Consider the following 21,267-nt stretch of genomic DNA (forward strand, 5'->3'; position numbering starts at 1 on the left):
CGGCTGCGCCAATAGCAAAGGAGACCCTCATGGGCGAAAAGTATTCAGGTGAGTTCTACTGCGTGAAGTGCAAGGAAAAGCGCACCACCGAGGGTGACGTCGTCATCTCCGAGAACGGTCGCCGTATGGCGAAGGGCGTGTGCCCCGAGTGCGGCACCAAGCTGAACCGCATCCTCGGCAAGGCGTAACACTTCGCGTCTTTACTAACGCATCACGAGGCGGGCTGACCCACAGGGGTCGGCCCGTTTTGTGTTGTCGTGGACGATCCTGGCGCGGGTCGCCGGGCTACCAATGACCTGTGGATAACGACTACGGCGGTCAACGCGGTGCGACGCTCGGTCCATGGACAACTCTCGCCCCGCCCCAAGCATGCCCACCCCGCCTCCCACTGGGCCGCGACTGCGCGACGGCCTCGCCGTGTTCGCACTCGACGGCAACCGCGTGCGCGTGGGACTGGCGGAGCCGGTGGTGCTCGAGGGCCTCACCTCCCACGAGGCGGCCTTGGTAGCTCGGCTCGAGGCGTCGGCCTCCAGTGAGTCGCCGAACGTAGCCGGCTACGCTCACGTGATCGACAGGCTCACACGCCTGGGGCTGACGGAGGCGGATCCACGAGTCGCTGTCTCATCGGGAGGGCACACCCCCTCGAGCGTCTGCATCATGAGCGCAGGCGAGCTCGGCACCCACATCGGACTGTGCCTGGCGCAGGCCGGAGTCACCCGAATCGTCTTCAGCGACGACACTCCGGTGCCCGCCGATGACCTGCAGTCACGGACGCTCAGCCGCGGTCGCGGTGACGCTGCCGTGCGCGCGGTCAACGCTTGGGTCCCCCGGGCAGCCCGGCTCGCGCCACACCACCACACGTACGCGGCGAGTGACGTCGTGGTGGTCGTTGCCTTTGGCGCCGCCCCGGTTCCGCTCATCCACGACATGATGGCCGCTGACCAGCCGCACCTTCCCGTCGTGACCGACGAGTACGGCGTGACAGTGGGACCACTGGTGGTACCCGGCGAGGGACCCTGCGTCACGTGCTTAGGGATTGCTCGAGCCGAGCAGGACCCCGATTGGCCGATGGTGGCCCTGCAGTGCAACGGCGCGCGTCGTGCGCATGCTTCCGCGGCAGGGCGTGCGATTGCCGCCGGCGTGGCCTGCGACGCTGTGATGCGGTTCCTGCAGAACGGGAGCGCGGATCCGCGCCAGTGGCGCATCGAATGCGTGGAACGCGGCGGTCGCCTGATCTCGGGCGGCGTCGCGACGTCGCTCCGGGGCGGACCCCACGTGAGCGAGACAGTCGTCGCCTCACACCCCTCCTGCAGATGCCACCAGTCGTCAGTGCTGAGCGACGACTTCGAGGATCAGGAGTCCATACTTTTCTAGTTTGGAGGCGCCAATGCCGTTGACCTGAGCCAGTTCGCTCAGTGTGCCTGGCCGTGTGGTCGCGATCTGCACCAGACTCGAATCGACAAGAACCGTGAAAGCAGGCTTGCTGTCCGCCTTGGCAATCTCCAGCCGCCAGGCCTTCAGCGACTCGAATAGCCGGAGTTGCTCCACGTCGAGTTCCGCGAGCTTGGACGACGTCGACGGGCGCCTCGTCGTTGCCTGGCGCACATCGGGCCACCACTTGTCCAGGAAGCGCGTGCGCTTTCGATGACTGCGCCCACCTTCCTTGCGGGACATCGCGTAGCTCATCGTGAGGTGCTCGCGAGCGCGGGTGATCGCAACGTACAGAAGCCGACGTTCCTCGCTCACCGCCTCGTCCGTCTCCGCCATCTTGATGGGCACGAGGCCCTCGGAGAGCCCCATCACAAAGACGGCGTCCCACTCGAGCCCCTTGGCCGCGTGCATCGTGGTCAGCGTGACCCCTTCGACGGACGGGGCGTGTTGCGCGGACGCCCGGTCTACCAGGTGTTCCACGAACTCTCGCAAGGTCACGGTGTTTTCGCCCTCCACCGTCGCATCGGCCGCAAAGTCGTCAGCAAGCTGCGCGAGAGCCTGCAGGGAGTCCCAGCGCTCGCGGACCGCACCTCGGTCTGCGGGCGGTTCCTCGCTCCAGCCGGCGTCCATGATCGCCTCGCGCACGCGCTCGCCCAGCGGCGCATCCGAGGCGGCGACGGCCGCGCCACGTAGCAGCACCATCGCCTTGCGCACCTCCTCGCGGTCGAAGAAGCGTTGCCCGCCGCGCACCAGATAGCCGATGCCGCGTTTGCTGAGCGCGTCCTCGAGCTCCTCCGACTGGCTGTTGATGCGGTACAGCACCGCGATCTCGCGCGTCGGCACGCCCGCCTCGATCAGTGCGCCGATGGCGCTCGCGGTGCGTGTCGCCTCCTCCGCGTCGTCCGCGTGGGTGATGTACGCGACCTCGGGGCCAGAGGGACGCTGGGCCACCAACTCGACGCCGGTCTGCACCGTGCCACGCTGCTTCATCAGACCGTTGGCGAGGTTGACGACCTGCGGCGTGGACCGGTAGTCGCGAACCAAACGCACTAGCGTCGCGTCGGGGAATCGTTGCGGAAACTCCAGCAGGTGCTGGGGGGAGGCACCCGCAAACGAATAGATGGTCTGGGCCGGGTCGCCCACCACACACAGCTCCTCGCGTCCACCCAACCACTGGTCCAGCAGGAACTGCTGCAGCGCCGAGACGTCCTGATACTCATCGACCACAAAGTGGCGGTACTGGCGACGAATCTGGTCACCCACCTCCGGATGGCGGCCAATCATGTCGGACAGCAGTAGCAAGATGTCCTCAAAGTCGAGCACCACGGCCTCGGTCTTGACGTCCTCGTAGGCGCGCATTACGTCCGTCACCTGAGCCGGGGTGACTCCGGCCGGTGTGGGCCTGCCAAGGTCTGCGATGACCTGCGGATAGTCCGAGGGGTCGACCAGCGATACCTTGGCCCACTCGATCTCGCTGGCGAGGTCGCGCACGGCGAGGCGGTCAACGCTGAGACGCGCCTGGCGTGCGGCGCGGCCCACCAACTGAGCCTTCTGCGCGACGATCTGTGGGATCTGGCCCCCCACGACCTGCGGCCAGAAGTAACTCAGCTGCCGCAGCGCCGCCGCGTGAAACGTGCGCGCCTGGACGCCGGTGGCGCCAAGTACACGCAGACGCTGACGCATCTCCCCCGCCGCCCGGGCGGTGAACGTCACCGCCAGCACGGTCTGCGGGTTGTACGCGTTCACGCGCACGCCATAGGCGATGCGATGCGTGATGGCGCGGGTCTTGCCAGTGCCGGCTCCCGCGAGTACGCGCACGGGACCGTGCAGCGCGGTCGCGACCTCGCGCTGCTCGGGGTCTAGGGCTTCAAGGATCTCGTCGGCTGAGGACACCCACGCATTGTGTCAGGCGCGAGTGACAAGTGACACCGCATCCACAGCCTGCGCAGGCGGCAACGGTTCTGCACAGCCGACGCCTCACCACGAGCGTGCCTTGCTAAGAGACCGGGCCGCCGTACCAGTCATCCATCATGCGGCGCGCGATCGACCCCTGGGGTGCCACGATCATCGATCCATCAGCCACATGGGCGGCGAGTTGAGCACGCGTCACAAAGTGCGCCTCAGTGATTTCGTCTTCGTCAAGCGAGAAATTCGGATCATCGACGCGTGCGGTGAAGCCCACCATGATCGATGCGGGGAACGGCCATGGCTGCGAGCCGACGTAGACGAGGTCGCGCACCGTCAGCGACGCCTCCTCGAACACCTCGCGGTGGACGGCCTGCTCGAAGGACTCCCCTGGCTCGACGTAGCCCGCGAGGTGCGAGAACCGCCCAGGTGACCAGTACGACGCGTGCGCCATCAACAGTCTGTCCTCGGCATCGGTGATCGCGACGATGACGGCGGCATCGGTACGCGGGTAGTGGTCGCGTTCGTCGTTGTCGCAGCGACGCACCCAGCCGCCTGCGGTGGGTCGCGTGGGCTCGCCACACTTGGCACAGCGCGGGTGATTCGCGTGCCATGTCGTGATGGCCACGGCCGTGGCGGCGAGCTCGTGCTCTCGTTCTCCGGCCTCGCCCGCACCGGCGAACAGGTGGATCGCGTCACGCAACCCCACCATCGCCTCGCCGTCGGCTACCCAGGCGGCCGATGCATCGGCCGGCTTTGGCGCGATCGCGTCGGCATGTTCCCGGCTGGCGCTCATGGCGGGATTGGCCTCCGATGCGTCGGCAGGGACCAGCGCGACGAGGTCCCGCTCGCCGTCTCGTCCCAGGTAGACCGTGAGAGCGGCGTCCGGATGGTCGCCTGGCTCGCGCTCGACGAGGTGGCCGTCGCGCACGAGCAAGGCACCGTCGCGCACCACGATGGCGTGGCAGGCGCCGGGGTCGATTGTGTCGCGACGCTGAGCCGACCGATCGATGCGGAGCGGGTCCATGAGCGGGTGTTGTGGGGGCACACCCTCACGCTACGCCACCGCACGGGAGCGCCCCCACCGTGCAGCCGCTCGAGCACCTCGGTATGCGGGCGGCGTGGACTGTGGCATTTGATGCCAAATGGCCTTACCGTGAGCACGTGCCACGTTCACCGCTCGCGCTCGCCGCCTTGGCCTCTGTTGCCGTGCCCGGACTCGATGTCTACGACGTCCTCCGCAGCCCGCACTCCGACAGCGATTTTGACGTCGTCATCGTGAAGGACGCGACCGGCAAACGCTGGGTGGTGCGCGCCCCCAAGCGGGCGACGGCCGGCGCCGCACTCGAGGCGGAGAAGGGGCTGCTGATTGCGCTCGCCCGCGCCAAGGATGCCGGCCTCGTCGACTTTGACGTGCCCCAGCCCACCGGCGCCGCGCCTCTCACCGAGGGTGGCCGCGCGGTCGTCTACACCGAGGTTCCCGGTGCACCTTTGGTCCTCGCTAGCCTCCAGCCGGGCCCCGGCCTGACCGCAGCGCTGGGCAAGACGATCGCCCAGATTCATGAGTTGCCGACTTCTCTGGTCGAGGACCAGGGACTGGCTGCGTACAGCGCCGAGAGCTACCGCGAGCGCCGCCTGGCGGAGCTCGATGCGGGAGTCCAAACCGGCAAGGTACCGCCGCGCCTGGCAGACCGCTGGGAGCGTCAGCTCGAGAACGTGTCGTGGTGGCGGTTCGAGACCACCGTGGTGCACGGCGACATGGGTGAGCACCAGTTCATGGTCTCCGACGGCCACGTGAGTGGCGTCGTCGACTGGATGGACGCGCGCGTCGCAGACCCGGCGGATGACCTGGCGTGGCTCGTGGCCTCGGCCCCGTCGGACGTGCTCGACACCATCACTGAGGCATACACCGCCGCGCGCCGCGAGGTGCGCGACCCGCACCTGCTCGATCGCGCCCGCCTGGCGTCCGAGATGGCGCTGCTGCGCTGGCTCATGTACGGGGTGCGCACCGAGAACTCCGATGTGGTGAGCGACGGCGTGGGCATGCTGTTGGACCTCGAAGCACTGCTCTTCGACGACGACGAGGACTAGCACTCACCGCCGAGGCGTGACATCTCGGTCTCCGCGGAGCAACGCAGTGATCTGTTCTTCATTCAGGAGTAGCTCGGGCGTCACCGTCAGATCCGCCCCGACGTAGTAGAACGCGGCGTCCACGTCTTCCAATGGGATGCGCTTCCACCGCGACCACGCGAGTCGGTACACCGCGAGTTGAACCTCGCGTGCCTCCTGCTCGGCGGCGTCGCGTGAGGGAGACCCCGATTTCCAGTCCACCACCGTGACCTTGTCAAGCCCGCCTCCGGGCGGGAACACCGCATCGATGCGCGAGCGTACGGTGACGCCGCCCAACGGGATTTCGACATCCACCTCGATGTCCGAGGGCGAACGTCCTGCCCACGGCGATGCGAGGAATGTGGCCTTGAGCCGGTCGAGGTCCATCTCCGGAGGCGTGTCATCCCATTCGTCGACCTCGAACAATGGCACGTGACCGTACTGAGCCTCGATCCACGCATGCATCGCGCTGCCGCGCTGCGCGGCATCAGTGGGTGGGGCGGGGACGGGGCGCCGCAACTGAACCGCGAAGGCCTCTCTGTCGCGGCGCATCGCCACCAGCGCGGACGTGGAGAGGTGGGCCGGCGTCTGCACGGTCTCGACGCGGTTGCGCCGGGCGTCGCGCTCGGCCAGCATCGCGGCTATCTCCGTTGCCAGCGGCAACGACTCGTCCCACGGCCGGGATGCCGAGCCCTCCTCGCTCATCTGAACGGCAACGTCGGCGGCGAGCTCACGGCGGCGTAGCTGCGCCGTCGTCGCGGAAGTGGGCCATGGGGCGCGAACCACCACTGCCTCCTCGGCAGGCGAATCTGGATCCGGCGCCTCGGCCCAGTCCACATCGGACACTAGCCCCGCGGAGACCAGTTCCTGGACAAAGATGGCAGGCTCACGCACGGTCGTGCCGCCTGTGCGCCAGGACCCGGTGAGGTAGGCGTGTGCCCGAGCGCGAGTGATGGCGACGTAGAACAGTCGCCGCTCCTCGTCCAGCCGATGCTTGCCGGCGTCTTGCTTGAACTCCTCGATGGAGGCGGTGAGGGTCTTGTGATCCACAGCGTCGCGCCAGAACCATTCGGGCAGGTTGTCCCGGTCCATGCGCAGCTCCCAGGGCAGCTCTCCCGTTCCGGACAGCCACGCGGAATCCTTGTAGTACGGGGTGGACTTTGACGGCGTCCCCACCGAGGGGAACTGGCCGTCGTTCAGTCCCGGCACGGCGACAACGTCCCACTCGAGGCCCTTGGAGGAGTGGACAGTAAGGATCTGAACGGTTCCCGGCTCGGGGCTCTTCACGGGCGCGGCAAGACCGCCCTCCTCGCTGCGAGCCACGTCGAGCCACGCCAGGAAGGCGCCGAGCGTCGCCCGTTCCGACCCCACCGAAAAGGAGCGCGCGGCCTCGACGAAGGCATCCATGTTGCGCTGTGCACGGCCGTCCGGACGCGCCACCGCGGACTCAATGTCGAGCGCCCAGGCGCGCTCGGCGAACACAATTAGCTCGGTGAGCCCCAGATACGTGTGGGTACGCACCAGGTCAACCACTCGCTGCAGGGCCACCAGACGTGCCCGAGCCTCGCCGCTGAGCGAACGGTCCTCAAAAGACACCCACCCCGGGTCAGGCAACTCCGCGAGCGCGTCGACGATCGACGGCTCACCCTCGCGCACCGCTCGCGCGCCGGCAAGGTGACGCGACCAATCCCCCAGCGCCATCACGTCCCGCGGACCCAAGTTCACCCGCTCGGAGGTCAACAGCCGCATGAGCGAGTCCCCCCGAGACGGGTCGTGGGCGACCTCCAGCAGGGCCACCACATCCGTCACCTCCGGGGTGTCCAGCAGCCCGCCAAGGCCGACAACCTCGTACTCAATCCCGGCGGCCTCGAACGCATCGACGATGGATGCGAATTGCGCTTTGCGGCGGCACAGCACCGCCGCAGTGACGTCCTCGGCCGCCACACCCGCCACCTCGGCGCACTGGGCCCGGCGCTCCACCATGAAGCGAGCCACTCCGGCGGCCTCCGACAGCGCGTCGTCGTAGACCACGGACTCGACACCGGGCGCGGGGCGCGGCACGGGCGTCACGCCCAGGTACTGGGATGCGGAGACGAGTGGCTCGACGTGCACCGCGGATTCTTCGCGCAGTGGCGCGGCCGCGGCGTTCGCAGCCGCCAGAATGGTGGCCTCGTTGCGCCACGACACGGACAGCGCCTGCTGACGCACGCGGTGCTCGCCGCCAAACTTGCGCACAAAGTCCTTCAGTGCGGCCGCCGATGCGCCACGGAAGCCATAGATGGCCTGGTTGGGGTCCCCCACGGCCATGACGGGGTGGTTGGCTCCGAACATGGTCGCGAAGAGTTCGAGTTGGGCGGGCGAGGTGTCCTGAAACTCGTCGAGCAGCACCACCCGGTAGCGGCTACGCTCGATCGCCTGAACGGCGGGGAGCTGCGCGAGCTGGACCGCCGTCGCGACCTGATCCGAATAGTCGAGGTAGCCGCCCACGCGCTTGCGGTGCTGATACTCCTCAACCAGGTCCGCGAGCGCGATGAGCGAGCGCAGCTTGCCCACCTGCCCTCCGAGTGCCTTGGTAAAGACTCCCGGGACGTCGTCATCCATCTTCTTGGGAAGCATCTCCATGTCCGCGAGCGCACCCTGTGCCCACCGGCGAAGTTGCGCCGGGGTCACCTGGTGATCGCGCATTTGGCCACTCAGCCGCGGTATGGCTGAGACGACGGAACTCACCGCGGCGTCGGTCTCGAGGGTGGCCGTCCAACCGTCCACGATCGAGACGGCGAGTTGCCACAGCGCGGCATCCGTCAGGACGGTCGACTCGGGGTCAACGCCGATGCGCAGGCCGTGCTCGGCCGCGAGCCGGGCCGCGTAGCCGTTGTACGTCGCGACCGACGGCGCGGGGCGTGCTGCATCCGCGCCAAAGATCTTGTCGAGGTGAGTCTGGGACCGCTCGGCGATCTCGGCAGCGGCCTTGCGGGTGAAGGTCAGGCACAGGATCTCGTCTGGGGCGATGTCTCGACCCAGGAGTTCGCGGCCGTGGTCCACAAGGTAGGCAATGCGCAATGACAGCGTCTCGGTCTTGCCCGACCCAGCACCAGCGACCACGAGCATCGGAGCGAGGTCCGCACCGATGATCGCCCGCTGTTCTGGCGTCGGCGGCTTGCCCACGCTGATGAGGTCGGCCAACTCACCAACTCCGCGGCCCAGCCCCGCCACGGTGCCCGTGTCACTCACCATGGAGTCGCTCACAGTTCGCTTACCTGCCGTCCGGTAGGGCGTGCGGGACACGATCGCCGCACGGGGCAGTGGTCACACATCGAGTTGGTGGTTGCATCGAAGGTTGCACCCGTCATGACATGCACAACGGTGTCGAGCCGTGTCCTTGTCGCCGAGTCGTCGATCGCCGGCTGAATCAGCTCGTTGACAGACACGCGACTCGCGTCGCCGACAAAGACCAGCGACGCGTCGCGAGCCTCGGAGACGCCCTCGAAGGCACCGTGATTGGCCGCGAGTTGATACATCGCCAGTTGTCCGTGGTCGACGACTTCGCTCTTTGAAATGGCGGCCCCGGTCTTGAGGTCCACTATGCGAGCCTTGCCGTCGCTGATCTCGACTCGGTCGGCTTGCCCCGCCAGGCGTGCGCGGCCAAGCGTTACGGCGAAGTCCCTTTCTACAAAGAGTTCGTGCGGGTGCGAGCCCACGATGTACGCCGCGAGCTTCTTGATCATCGCGCGCGCCCTCTGGTAATCGACGCGCTGCGCCCATGTCTCCATGCCGCCCACGTCTGGCCATCGACGCTCGAACTCAGCAAACAACTCCGTCTCGGTGCCCGATGGCAGGGCCGCAGCGATCTCGTGAATGAGCGTGCCGAGGTCCTGCGCCTGCGTGCTCTCCTTGCGCCCTCCCGCACTCTCGAGCGCCCACTTGAGCGCACACCGCTCGACGGCGTCCACTCGCGACGGCGACACTCGCACCACGGCGTCGTCGTCCCAGAAGGGAAGCTCCGTGGACGGTTCGGGGACCCCGTTCCAGCGCGCCGGGTGCGCCCCCGGCAGGTCGAGAAGTGCCAGGTTGGCAAGCATGCGTGCGTAGGAGACTCGGTCGTCCGCCGATGCCGACTGAGCCTCCGTGCGCAGCGTCGCGACCGCGGCACGCAGGTCCGCAACGCGACCCCCCTCCGTGGCATCAATCCTTTCGACGCCCGCGGCCTCCTCGATCATCGACACGTACCTCGAGGGTCGCGACTCGTCGCCATCGAGGCACGCAATCACCAGGCGCTGGCGTGCGCGCGAGATGGCAACCAGGAGCGCGCGCGTCTCGTCGTCCAGCACCGCCTTGCGCGCGGTGTGCGCTGCTACGACCCGGCTCTCCGCCGTCAGCGGTATCGCGTCCGCTCGCCCCGCCACAATGTCCGCGAAGTGCGCGGCGCCCAGGACCGAGTCGCGCAGCTTCAGGTTGGGCCACACTCCCTCATCGAGGCCCGCGACTACCACCACGTCCCATTCCCGTCCGGCGGCCGATGCTGGGGTGGCGAAAGACACCACGTCCACTCCCACGGCACGCGCGCCAAGCGAGTCCGCGGCAAAGTCCTGCGCCTCCAAGTACTCAAGGAACTGGCCGATGCGCGCCTCCGGCATGCGCTCGGTGAACGTCTGTGCGGCGCGCATCAGCGCAATCACCGCGTCCAGATCCGCGTCGTCCCGCGCGGATCCAGCCAGCGCCGCGTCGCGCCACGCGTCGGACACGTCCAGTGCGTCCCACACCGCCCACAGCACGCCGCCGGGGGTGGCGTGTAGCGCCGTGGCGGCCGCACGACCCGCCTGCACTGCCAGAGCAGCGACCTTGGCCCTGCGCGCCTCCGGCTCGCCGAGCGCGCCCAACGACTCCGGCGACTCAAGCGCGGCAATCACGAGGTCCGCGCTGGTAGCGATGCCACCCTCCTCGCGGTTGACCCTGACGAGAGCCCGCCGCAAGCGCCTGATGCCGATGGCGTCGAGCCCGATCAGTCGTGAGCCCAGCAGGTCGAGCGCGGTGTCCTCAGTCCATTCCTCGCCCAGCGCCAGGCGAACAACGCTGAGAAGGGCCGCGACCGCGGGCTCGCGGTGCAGGGCCAAGGCGTCGCCGATTGTCTCGCACGGAATATCCGCCGCGATCAGGTCGGAGCGCAGCTCTCGCAGTTGTGCACCCGAAGGGGCGATCACGACCATGCGACCCCAGGGAGAAGGCTCCCCATCAAAACCGTGCCGAGCCCGCCTCAACTGCGCGGCGATGGCTCGCGACTGGGAGTACCGGTGTGGCGCCACGAGCACACGGACGCGCGACTCGGCGTCGGTGCCGGATCCCGCGGAGCCAATCTCGTCGGCATTCGCCCCGTCGCCTTCAACCTCGACGCTGTGCCTGGTCCCGTCGCCCGGGGTGGCCTCGGGCTCGGGCATCATGCGGATCGCGGATCCCGCGGGCATGCCGATGCGGTCGGCCACACGCTGGGTGAGTGCCGCGAGGTCGGGGTGCTGGCGATACTGCTCGGTCAGCGTGAGCAGCTCGGCGTCGTACCCGCCCTTGCCGAGTGGACGCGCCGCCGCGCCCAGAGCACCGGGCATCGCGCCCCGATAGCCCTGCACCGACTCGTCCGAGTTGCCGAGCACCGCGATGCGGGCTCCGTTCGCCGCCGCCACCTGCAACAGCCGCCCGGTGGCTGATGTCGCGTCGTGGAAGTCATCCACGATCACCAGGTCCCACCCTGGCCGCGGCCCGTCAAGGATCTCATCCCACTGCTCCAAAACGTCAGCCGCATATGAAACAACTGCAGCGGGGTCGTACCGTGCGCCCTGATCGCCAGGCGAGCCGCGCAGCGCCATGACGCTGTCGTACTCCTCGTACACCTGTGCCGCCGCGAGCCACTCGGGGCGCTGGGTGAGCCGGGCGAGCTCCGCCACATCCTCCGGCCCGAGGCCCGACTCGGCCGCACGCATCAGCAAGTTGCGCAGCTCTTCCCGGAATCCCGCCAGCGCGGTGGCGTCCTCCGGAACCACGCCCGCCCAATCCACGCTGGTGCCCTCGCCTGCGGCATGTCCAGCGAGCAGTTCACGCAAGATGACGTCCTGTTCGGCGCCCGTCACGAGCGCCGGCGGCGGCATCTCATCGATACGGGCCCGCGCGGCGAGCACCGCGTATGCAGCCGAGGCCGCGGTACGTACCACCGGCGAACCCGTGGGCCGTCCCATGGCTGCCGATACTCGGTCGCGCAACAGCGCAGCGGCCACTCGCGTGGGCGCGATCACCAGCACCCGTTCGGGGGCCAGCCCGGCCGCAACCGCGCGCGCCGCCCCCGCGACCGCGACTGCGGTCTTGCCCGCACCGGGAACGCCGACAATGGCGACATTGCCCACTCCCGTCGCCACGGCATCGGCCGCACGCCCCTGTGGCGCGTCTAGCGGCGGCTCGACCGCGAGGGCGAGCGGGGCGACAAGCGCTAGTGAAGGCATGTGCCTATTCCACCAGAGACCACTGACGCTTCCAGGATCATGGCCGGCCAGCCGCTACGAGGAGGGACTGGGATCCGGCGAGGAAGTCTCCGCGGGCACCGGCGCGTCCGGGAACGCCCACGGGTTAGTCTCGCAATCCTCCATGGGCTCACGCTGGTGAGCCATGACGAGTGCCGTGCCGCGCACACACTCGCCCTCGGCCTCACCGAGGATGTGCCCCGTGTCGTGGGTAATGAGGTACTGGCGAGCGCCCACGATGTCGTCGCCGTAGCCCGGCAGTCCTGCGATCCAGTCATATTGACTGATCGCCGCCGTACCGCGATCCGCACACGTGGCGTCAGCCGTCGGAGTCGCGGTCTCGCCGTTGTCCGTCGTGGGCTCACGGGTAGCCGACGCGCCTTGACCCGTGGCGTGGGGGTTCGGGCACAACGCGGCAACGGTATAGGGGCTGGCAATTACGATGCGTACGTCAGGTACACCCTCGGTGCGGACAAAATGCATGCGGTTTTCGCTACCCCAACCACGCGGGTCGTTGAGGATGTCCATCACGTAGTCCGCAAACGCTGGGCCATTGATGTCGATGCCGTCCTCAACGTCGACTCTCACCAGCCGCACCGGGGCGCCGTCGCTGGGGATGGGGTCCTCACCGGGCACGGCCGAGAACGTGTCTTCGCCATGCAGGGTGTAGTCCAGCGAGACAACCCCCGCGGCCCCGTCGTCTTCGGTCAACTCGCGGTCGATGGGCTCGAGCGGTGGGACAGAGACGACGATGGATGGGGTGGGAGTCGGGGTCGGAGTGGGCGACGGCGATGTCTCGTTGGCCGCTCGGTACATGCCCGGAATCTTGCTGGTACCCCAGCCGGCTCCAATGCCCGCCGCAAATGCCACGATCACCACAACCACAGTAATTGCGGCGGTACGCCAGGAGATTCCCCTGCCCGCGAACAGGCCCTCGGAACGCCGACTCATGCCCCTACGATAGTTCGTAACACCCGTCGCAAGAACCAGTGGAGGCCAAAACGTGGAAGTTAGAATCGGCGTACAGAACGTGTCGCGAGAGATTTCGCTCGACACGGATATGACCGCAGACGCGGTCGCCAAGGCAGTAGCCGATGCTATCGCCGGCGGCACGCTCGACCTCACCGACGCCAAGGGCCGCCGCATCGTGGTGCCATCCGCCGCGGTGGGTTACGTAGACATCGGCGAAGAGACCAAGCACCGCGTGGGCTTTGGCTCCTAGGTAGTTCTCGCACGCAACGCCCCCTCGGCGCCACTTGGCTGTCGTGGGGGCTTTGCTATGCCCCCTCAATTATCACGGCGCTCCCGCAGCCAGAGCCGCGAGTCTCTCTCGCACGGCCTCAACCGTGGCGCCGATGCTGGAACCGCTGACATCGGCGGTCACCCCAGGCTCGTCCCCCGCCAAGGGTTCAAGCGTCGCGTACTGCGAATCGAGCAGACTCGTGCCGGCAAAATGATCCGTGGCCGCGCTCCGCGCCCGCACCCGCTCCTCCAAGACGGCCTGGGGCGCCGCGAGGTGGACAAACACGGCATCGGGCGCGTGCGAGAGAAGCACCTCACGGTAGCTGCGGCGTAGCGCGGAACAGGCCACCACGGCATCGGGCCTGCCCCCCAGCCATGTGCCAACCGCGTCGAGCCACGGCCAGCGGTCGTCGTCGCTGAGCGGCGTGCCCACGGTCATCTTGGCGACATTCGCCTCCGGATGGAAGGCATCGGCGTCCGCGAAGGGGCTCCCCCATGCGTTGGCGAGGGCGACCCCCACGGACGTTTTGCCGCAGCCGGTCACACCCATCACCACCACTCTCATGCCGGTCAGCCTACGGGAACTTCCTTAGTAGATGCCCAGAGAAGGCGCAGCGGCGCGCACTATACTCACCATCATGAAGCTGAACCGCGGCACCAGCGTTGTCTCCGCTACGTTCCTCGCGTCCGTTTTGGCGATGTCGGCGCTACCAGCGGGCGCGGTTGCTGACGACCAAATCGGCATCTACCCCACGTGGGAAATTTCCGGCAACACTGCTAACGCAACATTTTCTGCATCGACCGCGCCTGCCCCACTCTCGGCAACCTCTGACGCGTCGCGGTTCAGCCAGGCCACGGGACGATCGGCATTCCTTGGGCCTGGGACCGCCTTTGGTACAGAGTTTGGCTCCTCGCGACAACAGCCCTACTTAACTGTCGGCTCCGCCGCAACAGGCAACTCGACGACAACGGTGACCTTCACGGCGCCGCCAAGCCGGGAATGGGGACTCGCTCTCGCGGATGTCGACTCGGAATGGGTGTTCGTCGAGGCGCTCGACGCCTCCGGCAACCCTCTCTCATCTCCCACCGATCTCACCGCGCTCGGATTTCAAGGTGTGGACAACTATTGCGCCACCTCCCCCAAGCCCACTTCTTGCGCATCAGGGGTGTCCTCTGATGAGCCGCGTTGGATCACGGCTCCCGAATCAATCACGTCGGCCTGCGTCGGAGTGCCCACGACGGTGAACTACGTCGGCGGCACCTTGCGAGGCAACGTTCCCGACACGTCGGGCGCCTACGGCTGGTTTAAGCCCACGGCAAATGTTGCCCAGGTGCGACTCACGTTCGGCTCCCTCTGCGGGATTCCCACTTATCAAATCTGGGTCGCGGGAAGCACGGATTCCGCTGCGATAAGTGGCACCGTTGACGTAGAGGTGGCTCCAGGGAGCGCAGCCCCGACCAGCTCCGTGCGTGCCGTCCTGCGACGCGCGAGTGGCGAACCTGTGGTCGACGCTGCCGAAGAGCCCGTTGAGTCCGTTGTCGCGTCGGACGGAAGCTACGGCTTCCGCACACCGGTAAGCGACGAGCCGCTACTCATCACCTTCGAAACTCCCGCGGGCTTCACTGCCATCGATCCCATCACCGTGGTTCCCGACGCGCCCACTGTTTCGCTCGCGGCCGTCGTCGTGCAGTACAGCGATGGAGCATCGCCGTCGCCGAGCCCGACACCCATTCCGAGCGTCACGGCTGTTCCACGACCCAGCGCAACAGCCGATTTGCCAGAGCCGGCTGCGACCTCAGTTGATTCGTCCCCTGCGCCCGAGCTCGCAGAAACGGGAGTCTCCAGTGGCGGCTTATGGGCAGTGGGTGCCGTGGCAGGGCTCGCAATTGCCACGGGATCCGTGATGGTATTCCGGTCGAGCACGCGCAACTCATATACAATGGCGGGGACCCGAGGTTGACCGGTCGTCATGTGAAGCGCGGTACCGCTACAGATCAGCGATGAGCCGCTAAGAAGATGATTCGCGATCGGCTACCCGCCATGCGCGCCACAATACGCGCGCCGAATCACTAGGAATACCCATGACTGATACTCACGCGAGTATGCAAACGGCAGACCAGAGCTTTGCCGACTTCAACGTCAACCCCGCCATCGTCGAGGCCCTCGCCGACAAGGGAATCATCAACCCGTTCCCCATCCAGGCGATGACCCTTCCGGTCGCGCTGTCCGGCCACGACATCATCGGCCAGGCCAAGACCGGAACCGGTAAGACGCTGGGCTTTGGCGTCCCGTTGCTGCATCGCGCCATCTCCCCTGGCGAGGAAGGCTGGGACGAGTACGAGTCGCAGGGCAAGCCCCAGGCCCTCGTCGTCGCCCCCACCCGTGAGCTCGCCGTGCAGGTCGCCAACGACCTCGAGCAGGCATCCTCCAAGCGCTCCACGCGCATCGTGCAGATCTACGGTGGCCGTGCGTACGAGCCCCAGATCGAGGCACTCGTCCGCGGTGCCGAGGTCGTTGTCGGCACCCCCGGCCGCATGATCGACCTGCTCAACCAGGGCCACCTCGATCTGCGATTCATCAAGACCGTGGTGCTGGATGAGGCCGACGAGATGCTTGACCTGGGCTTCCTGCCCGACGTCGAGCGTCTGCTCGCCGCGACGCCCGAGTCGCGTCACTCGATGCTGTTCTCGGCCACCATGCCTGGCGCGGTTGTCGCCCTCGCACGCCGCTACATGACCCAGCCCACCCACATCCGCGCCTCCGAGCCGGACGACGGCGGCGCGACGGTCAAGGCCACCAAGCAGTTCCTCTACCGCGCCCACGCCATGGACAAGGTGGAGGTCCTCGCTCGCATCCTGCAGTCCGAGGGCCGCGGCCGTTCCATCGTGTTCGCGCGCACCAAGCGTACCGCCGCCAAGGTGTCCGACGAACTGCGCGACCGCGGCTTCGCGGCCGGCGCACTCCACGGCGACCTGGGCCAGGGCGCCCGCGAGCAGGCACTGCGCGCATTCCGCTCCGGCAAGATCGACATCCTGGTAGCGACCGACGTCGCCGCCCGCGGTATTGACGTTGACGACGTGACCCACGTCGTCAACTACCAGTGCCCCGAGGATGAGAAGACATACCTGCACCGCATCGGTCGTACTGGCCGCGCAGGCAAGACCGGCACCGCCGTCACGTTCGTGGACTGGGACGACCTGCCTCGCTGGGGCATGATCGACCGCACCCTCGACCTCGGTTACCCGGACCCGCAGGAGACCTACTCCAGCTCGCCTCACCTGTATACCGACCTCGATATCCCCGAGGGCACCAAGGGCCGCCTGCCAAAGAGCCAGCAGACCCTCGATGGACTCGACGCCGAGCGCGTGGAGGACCTGGGTGAGACCGGCAAGAAGCCGTCCAGCGGTGGTCGCGACGGTGGCCGTGGTGGGCGTGACGGTGGTCGCGGAGGCCGCGATGGTGGCTCGCGTGACGGTGGCCGTGGTGGTCGCAGCCGTTCCGGCGGCAAGGGTGGCGGCAACTCAAACGGTGGCGGTCAGAACCGCTCCGGTGGCCAGCAGCGCTCGGGCGAGGGCTCGGGAGCCTCGGCCACGGCATCGGCCGGCGAGGGCGCGCCCAAGCGCAACCGCAACCGCCGTCGTCGTCGCAGTGGCGGCTCCGGCGAGCAGGGCGGCCAGAGCGTCGCCCCCGCCGCATCGGAGTAATTCCTGATGGCAGTTCCCAAGGTGCTGTTGTATTACGTCTTCACTCCGCTGAGTGACCCGGACGCCGTGCGGCTGTGGCAGCGCGACTTGTGCGAGTCACTCGGCCTCGGTGGCCGCATCATCCTGTCCAAGGACGGGATGAACGGCACCGTGGGCGGGGACATCGATGCGGTCAAGAAGTACCTGCGCAAGACCCGCGAGTACCCGGCGTTCAAGAACATGGACGTCAAGTGGTCCGACGGCAACGGCGACGACTTCCCCCGGCTCAGCGTGCGTGTACGGGACGAGTTGGTGAGCTTTGGGGCGCCCGGGGAGCTCAAGGTTGACGCCGATGGCGTGATTGGCGGGGGTAAGCACCTGTCGCCGGCAGCGCTGCACGAGTTGGTTGCCGAACGTGAGGTTTCGTTCTTTGACGGCCGCAATGCGGTCGAGGCGGAGATTGGGCGCTTCCGCGATGCCGTCGTGCCCGACGTGGCGACCACGCGCGATTTTGTGGCCGAGCTCGACTCCGGCAAGTACGACCACCTCAAGGACACCCCCGTCGTCACCTACTGCACGGGCGGGATCCGCTGCGAGGTGCTCAGTTCGCTCATGATCAATCGCGGATTCTCCGAGGTCTATCAGCTGGATGGCGGCATCGCCCGCTACGGCGAGGAGTTCAAGGACTCCGGCCTATGGGAGGGGTCGCTGTACGTGTTTGACGGCCGCGAGGCAGTCACCTTCAGCGATGCTGCGGCGGTCATCTCCTCGTGCCGGTCGTGCGGGGCGCCCTCCGCCCGACTGCAGAACTGCTGCGACTCCGCGTGCCGCGAGCAGTTCGTGATCTGTACCACGTGCGCCGCGGACCAGCACTTCTGTGCCGACCACGCGGTCGCCAGCAACGCCTGAACTCGGCACCGCGGCCAGCACTCGACTCACGAGCCAGGTCAGTCTCAGCGCCCGACTCGCCAGTCTGGCCGCTCTCAGCGCCCTGCCACTCAGTGGCCTGCTACTTGTTTGCCTTGCCACTTGCGTACCTGAGCCCCCGTTCCTGTCCCTTCGTGAAGGTAGATGCTGACCTCGTCCTTCATTTGGGGACGGAGGTACCGTCAGGAAGGAGACCTGGGGTTTCGACCTTCAGGAAGGGACGCGTGTGCGCTAGCGCCCTGGGGCGACCGATGCTCGGGCGGCCGTCAGGAAGGGACGCGTGTGCGCTAGCACCCTGGGGCGGCCGATGCTTGGGCGGACTTCACGAAGGGACGCGTGTGCGCTAGCACCCTGGAGCGGCCGATGCTCGGGCGGACTTCAAGGCCGCGTAGGCCTCCGGCGTGGTCAGGTTCTCGCCCAGCCGGTTGAGCTTTCCGGTGCCGTGATAGTCGCTCGCGCCCGTGCGTACCAGCCCTAGTCGCTCGCCTATCCTCGCGAGCCGCGTGCGCTGCTCAGGTGAGTGGTCGCGGTGGTCCACCTCGAGGCCCACCAGCCCGGCCTCGGCCATCGACTCGATGACGCTAGTCGGAACCACCCTGCCCCGCGCATCGGCTCCAGGGTGGGCGAACACGGGTACGCCACCGGCCCGGCGCATCGTCCGTACTGCCGCGGTGACCTCAGGCGCGTAGTGGGGCACGTAATAGCGCGAGTGCCCGGCCAGGATTTGCTGAAAGGCAGCGTCACGGGTGGGCACCACGCCGTGGTCAACCAGCGCATCGGCGATGTGAGGGCGGCCGATGGTCGTGGCGCCTCCCGCGCGTGCGACCACCTGGTCCCACGTCACCGGGTAGTCGACGGAGATCTTGTCGACGATTTGCTGCGCACGGTTGACGCGCGCGTCGCGGGTCTTGGCCAGCATCGCCGCAACCTCCGCGTCGGCTGGGTCGTGCCAGTAGCTCAGCAAGTGGATGCTGATGCCGCGGTGACTGCAGCTGACCTCGATGCCCGGTACGAACTCAAGCCCAAGGTCATTTGCTGCAGCGCCGGCCTCCGCCAACCCGTCCACGGTGTCGTGATCGGTGAGCGCTACGACGTCGAGTTCCGCACGCGCGGCCGCGGTCATCACTTGCGCCGGGGACTCGGTTCCATCGGAAACTACCGAGTGGGTGTGGAGGTCTATACGCATGCGGCCAGCCTAGGCCCGGGTGTGCGTTGGCACACACCGGGCCAGGGCTGGCCACAGCGAGATAGTGCTTGTTGCTACTTTCCGCTCACGAACCGGCGGCGCGAGACGAGCACCAGGCCGAGCCCAACCAGAAGCAAGACCGCAGCGTCGGACAGGGAGCCGATCGCATCCGCCGGACCCGTTCCAGACAGTTCGGCTGACGTCGTGACAGCCGTCGCGTCGTCGTCCGATGCAGCAACCGGGGCGGCCGCGGTCGTCACCGCCGCGGGGGCGGGCTCGCTTTCCTCGGTTGCCTCGTCGGTCTCAGCAGCGGCGTCATCTGCCTGAGCGTCGACATCGTCGGTCACTACTGGCGCCGCATCGGTGGTCTCGTCGACCACGGGTTCTTCGTCGCCAGGAACCTCGACGGGAGTCTGTGCAGCAATCTGAATCGTGGTGGTCGAGGTGACCGACACCAAGGTGCGGCTGACAGCGGTCGCGCGCGGGTTACCCGGGCCCAAGGGAATGTAACCGCTCAGCACTACGGTGATGGTCAGCTCGCTGTCGGAAAAGAGATCAGCGGCGGGAACGGTGTAGTTCACTACGCAGTCGACCGTCGCCCCTGCAGCGACGATGCCACTGTCCGGGATGTCGCAGTCGGCCACCAGTCCCAGGGGCGCGGTAATCTCAACGGTCGCGTCACTGAGGTCGAACAGCTGCGAATTAGTGATCGAGAACGGCAGCGTGACTACGCCTGCGTTGCGGCTGACATTCTCCGAGCCTGGAAGCAGAACCTTGGTCTGCTCCAAGACGGTGTGGAAGTCGGCCAGGTCGGCGCGACGGTCGACCACGTCCTGCTTGGCGTCGCTAAGTCCCTTGATCAGCTTGTTGAGGGCCTTCTTCTGGGCCTTCTTTGCGGCGATGTCGAGCTGGAGCTGGTCGTTCGCGCCCTGAAGCGCATTGGCCTCTGCAACGGCATCCTGCCAAACCGCGCGGGCTGACACAAAGAGTTGCCACTTGGCGGGCACCGCAAGCACCAAGGCGTCGTACTCGGCCTGGAGAGCATCAAGTGCTTCGCCCCCCGCTGCAGCCTCCTCGTAGGCCGCGTCATAGGCTCCCTTCGCGGTGTCGAAGGCGTCCTTCTTGCCTGCAACTCCGATGAGGTCGCTGCCATACGCAAGGCCCACAAAGTAACTCCAGCGCTCGGCTTCATCGGCGGTGTCGTCTGCGTCACGGTAGGCAGCTGATGCGCTGTCGCGCTCTTGCTTGAGAGCAGCGAGGGCGTTCGCTGCGTCCACACCCGCAGCCGTGCGGCAGGAATCGACCTGGAAATAAATGCAATAGCCCGACGTCTTCCAGTTTGCAGGGGTGCCATAGTAGGCAGTTCGAGCGTCGCTGTACTCGGCCTTCTTGCCCCCGTTGCCATCGCTACCTTCGTAGATCTCGCGGAGCCGGTCCGACTCAGCGCGGAGATCCTCTGCCTTCTGCTTGGCCTCGTCATTTGCTCCAGCGAGCTCCCTGACGGTGGTCGTGTTGTCACCGTCAAAAACGAAGGCCCACAGCGTCCACTTCCCAGCGATGACGTCGTGGACGCGCGCGCTGTACGCCGCATCGGCGGCCTCATAGGCGGGCGTGACGCGTTCGAGTTCATCGCCAGCCGTCTGGTTGCGCAACTTCGCGGCTGCAAGGTCGATCTCCGCCTGTCCAAGCAGTTCCTTCGTGGCCGCCCAGTCGTTCTTCAGCGCACTCTTAGCGACCCTCTTTGCCTCGGCGTCAGCGAGGGCATCAGCAAGCGGACCTGCCTGCGCCTTCGATGCCTTGTTCAGCGCCTTCAGCTCCTTCGTGGCAGCGTCGAACTGCGCGACCAGATCACCGTGGTTGGCGTCGAATGTGTCGGCGTTGGCAATGACGCCGTCCCAGTCTTCGTCAATGAACGCCTGGTTGGCGGCGGCGGCAGAGGCCTGAGCGGCTGCGGCGATCGTGGCCGGATCCGATGGTCCAGTGGAGGCGGTGGCGGCTGGCGCAATTGCCAGTCCCGCCAGGGTCAGGGTGAGCGCGGCCGCAATGGGCGCGCGCAGGCCAAATGTTGGCATGCGAAGCTCTTCTCTCAGTAGAAGCAAATATGGATGGTGTTTAAAACGGGCGGATACACACAGCCATAAGCCCTACGTACCCTCAGCAAGACAAACGCTACAACGAGGATCCGACATTGTCACGACAAAACAGTGATGAATGTCACATCTACCTGGCATATTGTCTGATTTTGTCCAGAGTTGGGCGATTAGTCCCCGTGGCATTCTGGTG

General features: G+C 67.0%; 15 protein-coding genes. 7 read left to right on the top strand and 8 right to left on the bottom strand.

Annotation, left to right across the window (positions count from 1 at the left end):
• The first annotated feature begins 29 nt into the window (after nucleotides 1-29).
• Both AOP73_RS12065 and AOP73_RS01135 read left to right on the top strand, forming a co-directional pair.
• A complete protein-coding gene (locus tag AOP73_RS12065; RefSeq protein ID WP_169746285.1) occupies nucleotides 30-188 on the top strand; it encodes a DUF5679 domain-containing protein in 159 nt (52 codons plus the stop codon).
• A gap of 154 nt (nucleotides 189-342) precedes the next feature.
• On the top strand, nucleotides 343-1,374 hold the full coding sequence (locus AOP73_RS01135; protein WP_152650497.1) for a hypothetical protein: 1,032 nt from the start codon (nucleotides 343-345) through the stop codon (nucleotides 1,372-1,374).
• Here AOP73_RS01135 and AOP73_RS01140 read toward each other — a convergent pair.
• Together AOP73_RS01140 and nudC are read right to left on the bottom strand one after the other, a co-directional pair.
• Nucleotides 1,327-3,324: an ATP-dependent helicase gene (locus AOP73_RS01140; RefSeq protein ID WP_061962819.1), complete on the bottom strand. Its 1,998-nt coding sequence runs from the start codon at nucleotides 3,322-3,324 to the stop codon at nucleotides 1,327-1,329. The two genes, AOP73_RS01135 and AOP73_RS01140, sit on opposite strands and share 48 nt — an antisense overlap.
• A 103-nt stretch (nucleotides 3,325-3,427) precedes the next feature.
• A complete protein-coding gene (gene nudC, locus AOP73_RS01145) occupies nucleotides 3,428-4,384 on the bottom strand; it encodes an NAD(+) diphosphatase (protein ID WP_152650498.1) in 957 nt (318 codons plus the stop codon).
• 116 nt (nucleotides 4,385-4,500) lie between these two features.
• On the opposite strand from nudC, the gene AOP73_RS01150 reads away from it, so the two are divergent.
• On the top strand, nucleotides 4,501-5,427 hold the full coding sequence (locus AOP73_RS01150) for a phosphotransferase (RefSeq protein ID WP_061964722.1): 927 nt from the start codon (nucleotides 4,501-4,503) through the stop codon (nucleotides 5,425-5,427).
• Nucleotides 5,428-5,430: 3 nt separating this feature from the next.
• Here AOP73_RS01150 and AOP73_RS01155 read toward each other — a convergent pair whose 3' ends face one another.
• Genes AOP73_RS01155 through AOP73_RS01165 form a run of 3 tightly spaced genes read right to left on the bottom strand, consistent with a single transcriptional unit; the run spans nucleotide 5,431 to nucleotide 12,896 of the window.
• Nucleotides 5,431-8,691, bottom strand: coding sequence for an ATP-dependent helicase (locus tag AOP73_RS01155; protein ID WP_061962821.1), 3,261 nt, complete (start codon nucleotides 8,689-8,691; stop codon nucleotides 5,431-5,433).
• The gene (locus AOP73_RS01160) at nucleotides 8,688-11,927 is read right to left on the bottom strand and encodes a UrvD/REP family ATP-dependent DNA helicase (RefSeq protein ID WP_061962822.1); all 3,240 of its coding nucleotides are present in this window, start codon (nucleotides 11,925-11,927) and stop codon (nucleotides 8,688-8,690) included. Before AOP73_RS01160 ends, AOP73_RS01155 begins: the two co-directional genes overlap by 4 nt.
• A 54-nt stretch (nucleotides 11,928-11,981) precedes the next feature.
• Nucleotides 11,982-12,896 carry a DUF3152 domain-containing protein gene (locus AOP73_RS01165; RefSeq protein ID WP_061962823.1) on the bottom strand — a complete coding sequence of 305 codons (915 nt, stop codon included), beginning with the start codon at nucleotides 12,894-12,896 and terminating at the stop codon, nucleotides 11,982-11,984.
• A 52-nt stretch (nucleotides 12,897-12,948) separates the two neighbouring features.
• Here AOP73_RS01165 and AOP73_RS01170 point away from each other — a divergent pair, with 52 nt between their 5' ends.
• The gene (locus AOP73_RS01170) at nucleotides 12,949-13,167 is read left to right on the top strand and encodes a DUF3107 domain-containing protein (protein ID WP_061962824.1); all 219 of its coding nucleotides are present in this window, start codon (nucleotides 12,949-12,951) and stop codon (nucleotides 13,165-13,167) included.
• A gap of 72 nt (nucleotides 13,168-13,239) precedes the next feature.
• On the opposite strand, the gene AOP73_RS01175 is transcribed toward AOP73_RS01170, so the two are convergent.
• The gene (locus AOP73_RS01175; protein WP_061962825.1) at nucleotides 13,240-13,752 is read right to left on the bottom strand and encodes a gluconokinase; all 513 of its coding nucleotides are present in this window, start codon (nucleotides 13,750-13,752) and stop codon (nucleotides 13,240-13,242) included.
• A 73-nt stretch (nucleotides 13,753-13,825) separates the two neighbouring features.
• On the opposite strand from AOP73_RS01175, the gene AOP73_RS01180 reads away from it, so the two are divergent.
• The 3 genes from AOP73_RS01180 (at nucleotide 13,826) to trhO (ending at nucleotide 17,780) form a co-directional block, all read left to right on the top strand.
• Nucleotides 13,826-15,148, top strand: coding sequence for a hypothetical protein (locus tag AOP73_RS01180; protein ID WP_061962826.1), 1,323 nt, complete (start codon nucleotides 13,826-13,828; stop codon nucleotides 15,146-15,148).
• 121 nt (nucleotides 15,149-15,269) lie between these two features.
• Nucleotides 15,270-16,892: a DEAD/DEAH box helicase gene (locus AOP73_RS01185; protein ID WP_061962827.1), complete on the top strand. Its 1,623-nt coding sequence runs from the start codon at nucleotides 15,270-15,272 to the stop codon at nucleotides 16,890-16,892.
• A gap of 6 nt (nucleotides 16,893-16,898) precedes the next feature.
• Nucleotides 16,899-17,780, top strand: coding sequence for an oxygen-dependent tRNA uridine(34) hydroxylase TrhO (trhO, locus tag AOP73_RS01190; protein WP_061962828.1), 882 nt, complete (start codon nucleotides 16,899-16,901; stop codon nucleotides 17,778-17,780).
• Nucleotides 17,781-18,141: 361 nt separating this feature from the next.
• On the opposite strand, the gene AOP73_RS01195 is transcribed toward trhO, so the two are convergent.
• Both AOP73_RS01195 and AOP73_RS01200 read right to left on the bottom strand, forming a co-directional pair.
• The gene (locus AOP73_RS01195) at nucleotides 18,142-18,984 is read right to left on the bottom strand and encodes a PHP domain-containing protein (protein ID WP_061962829.1); all 843 of its coding nucleotides are present in this window, start codon (nucleotides 18,982-18,984) and stop codon (nucleotides 18,142-18,144) included.
• Between the two features lie 74 nt (nucleotides 18,985-19,058).
• Entirely contained in the window at nucleotides 19,059-21,056 is a 1,998-nt protein-coding gene (locus AOP73_RS01200; RefSeq protein ID WP_061962830.1) for a hypothetical protein, read from the bottom strand.
• Between the last annotated feature and the right edge of the window lie 211 nt (nucleotides 21,057-21,267).

This window comes from Demequina aurantiaca (assembly GCF_000975135.1).
GTDB lineage: Bacteria > Actinomycetota > Actinomycetes > Actinomycetales > Demequinaceae > Demequina > Demequina aurantiaca.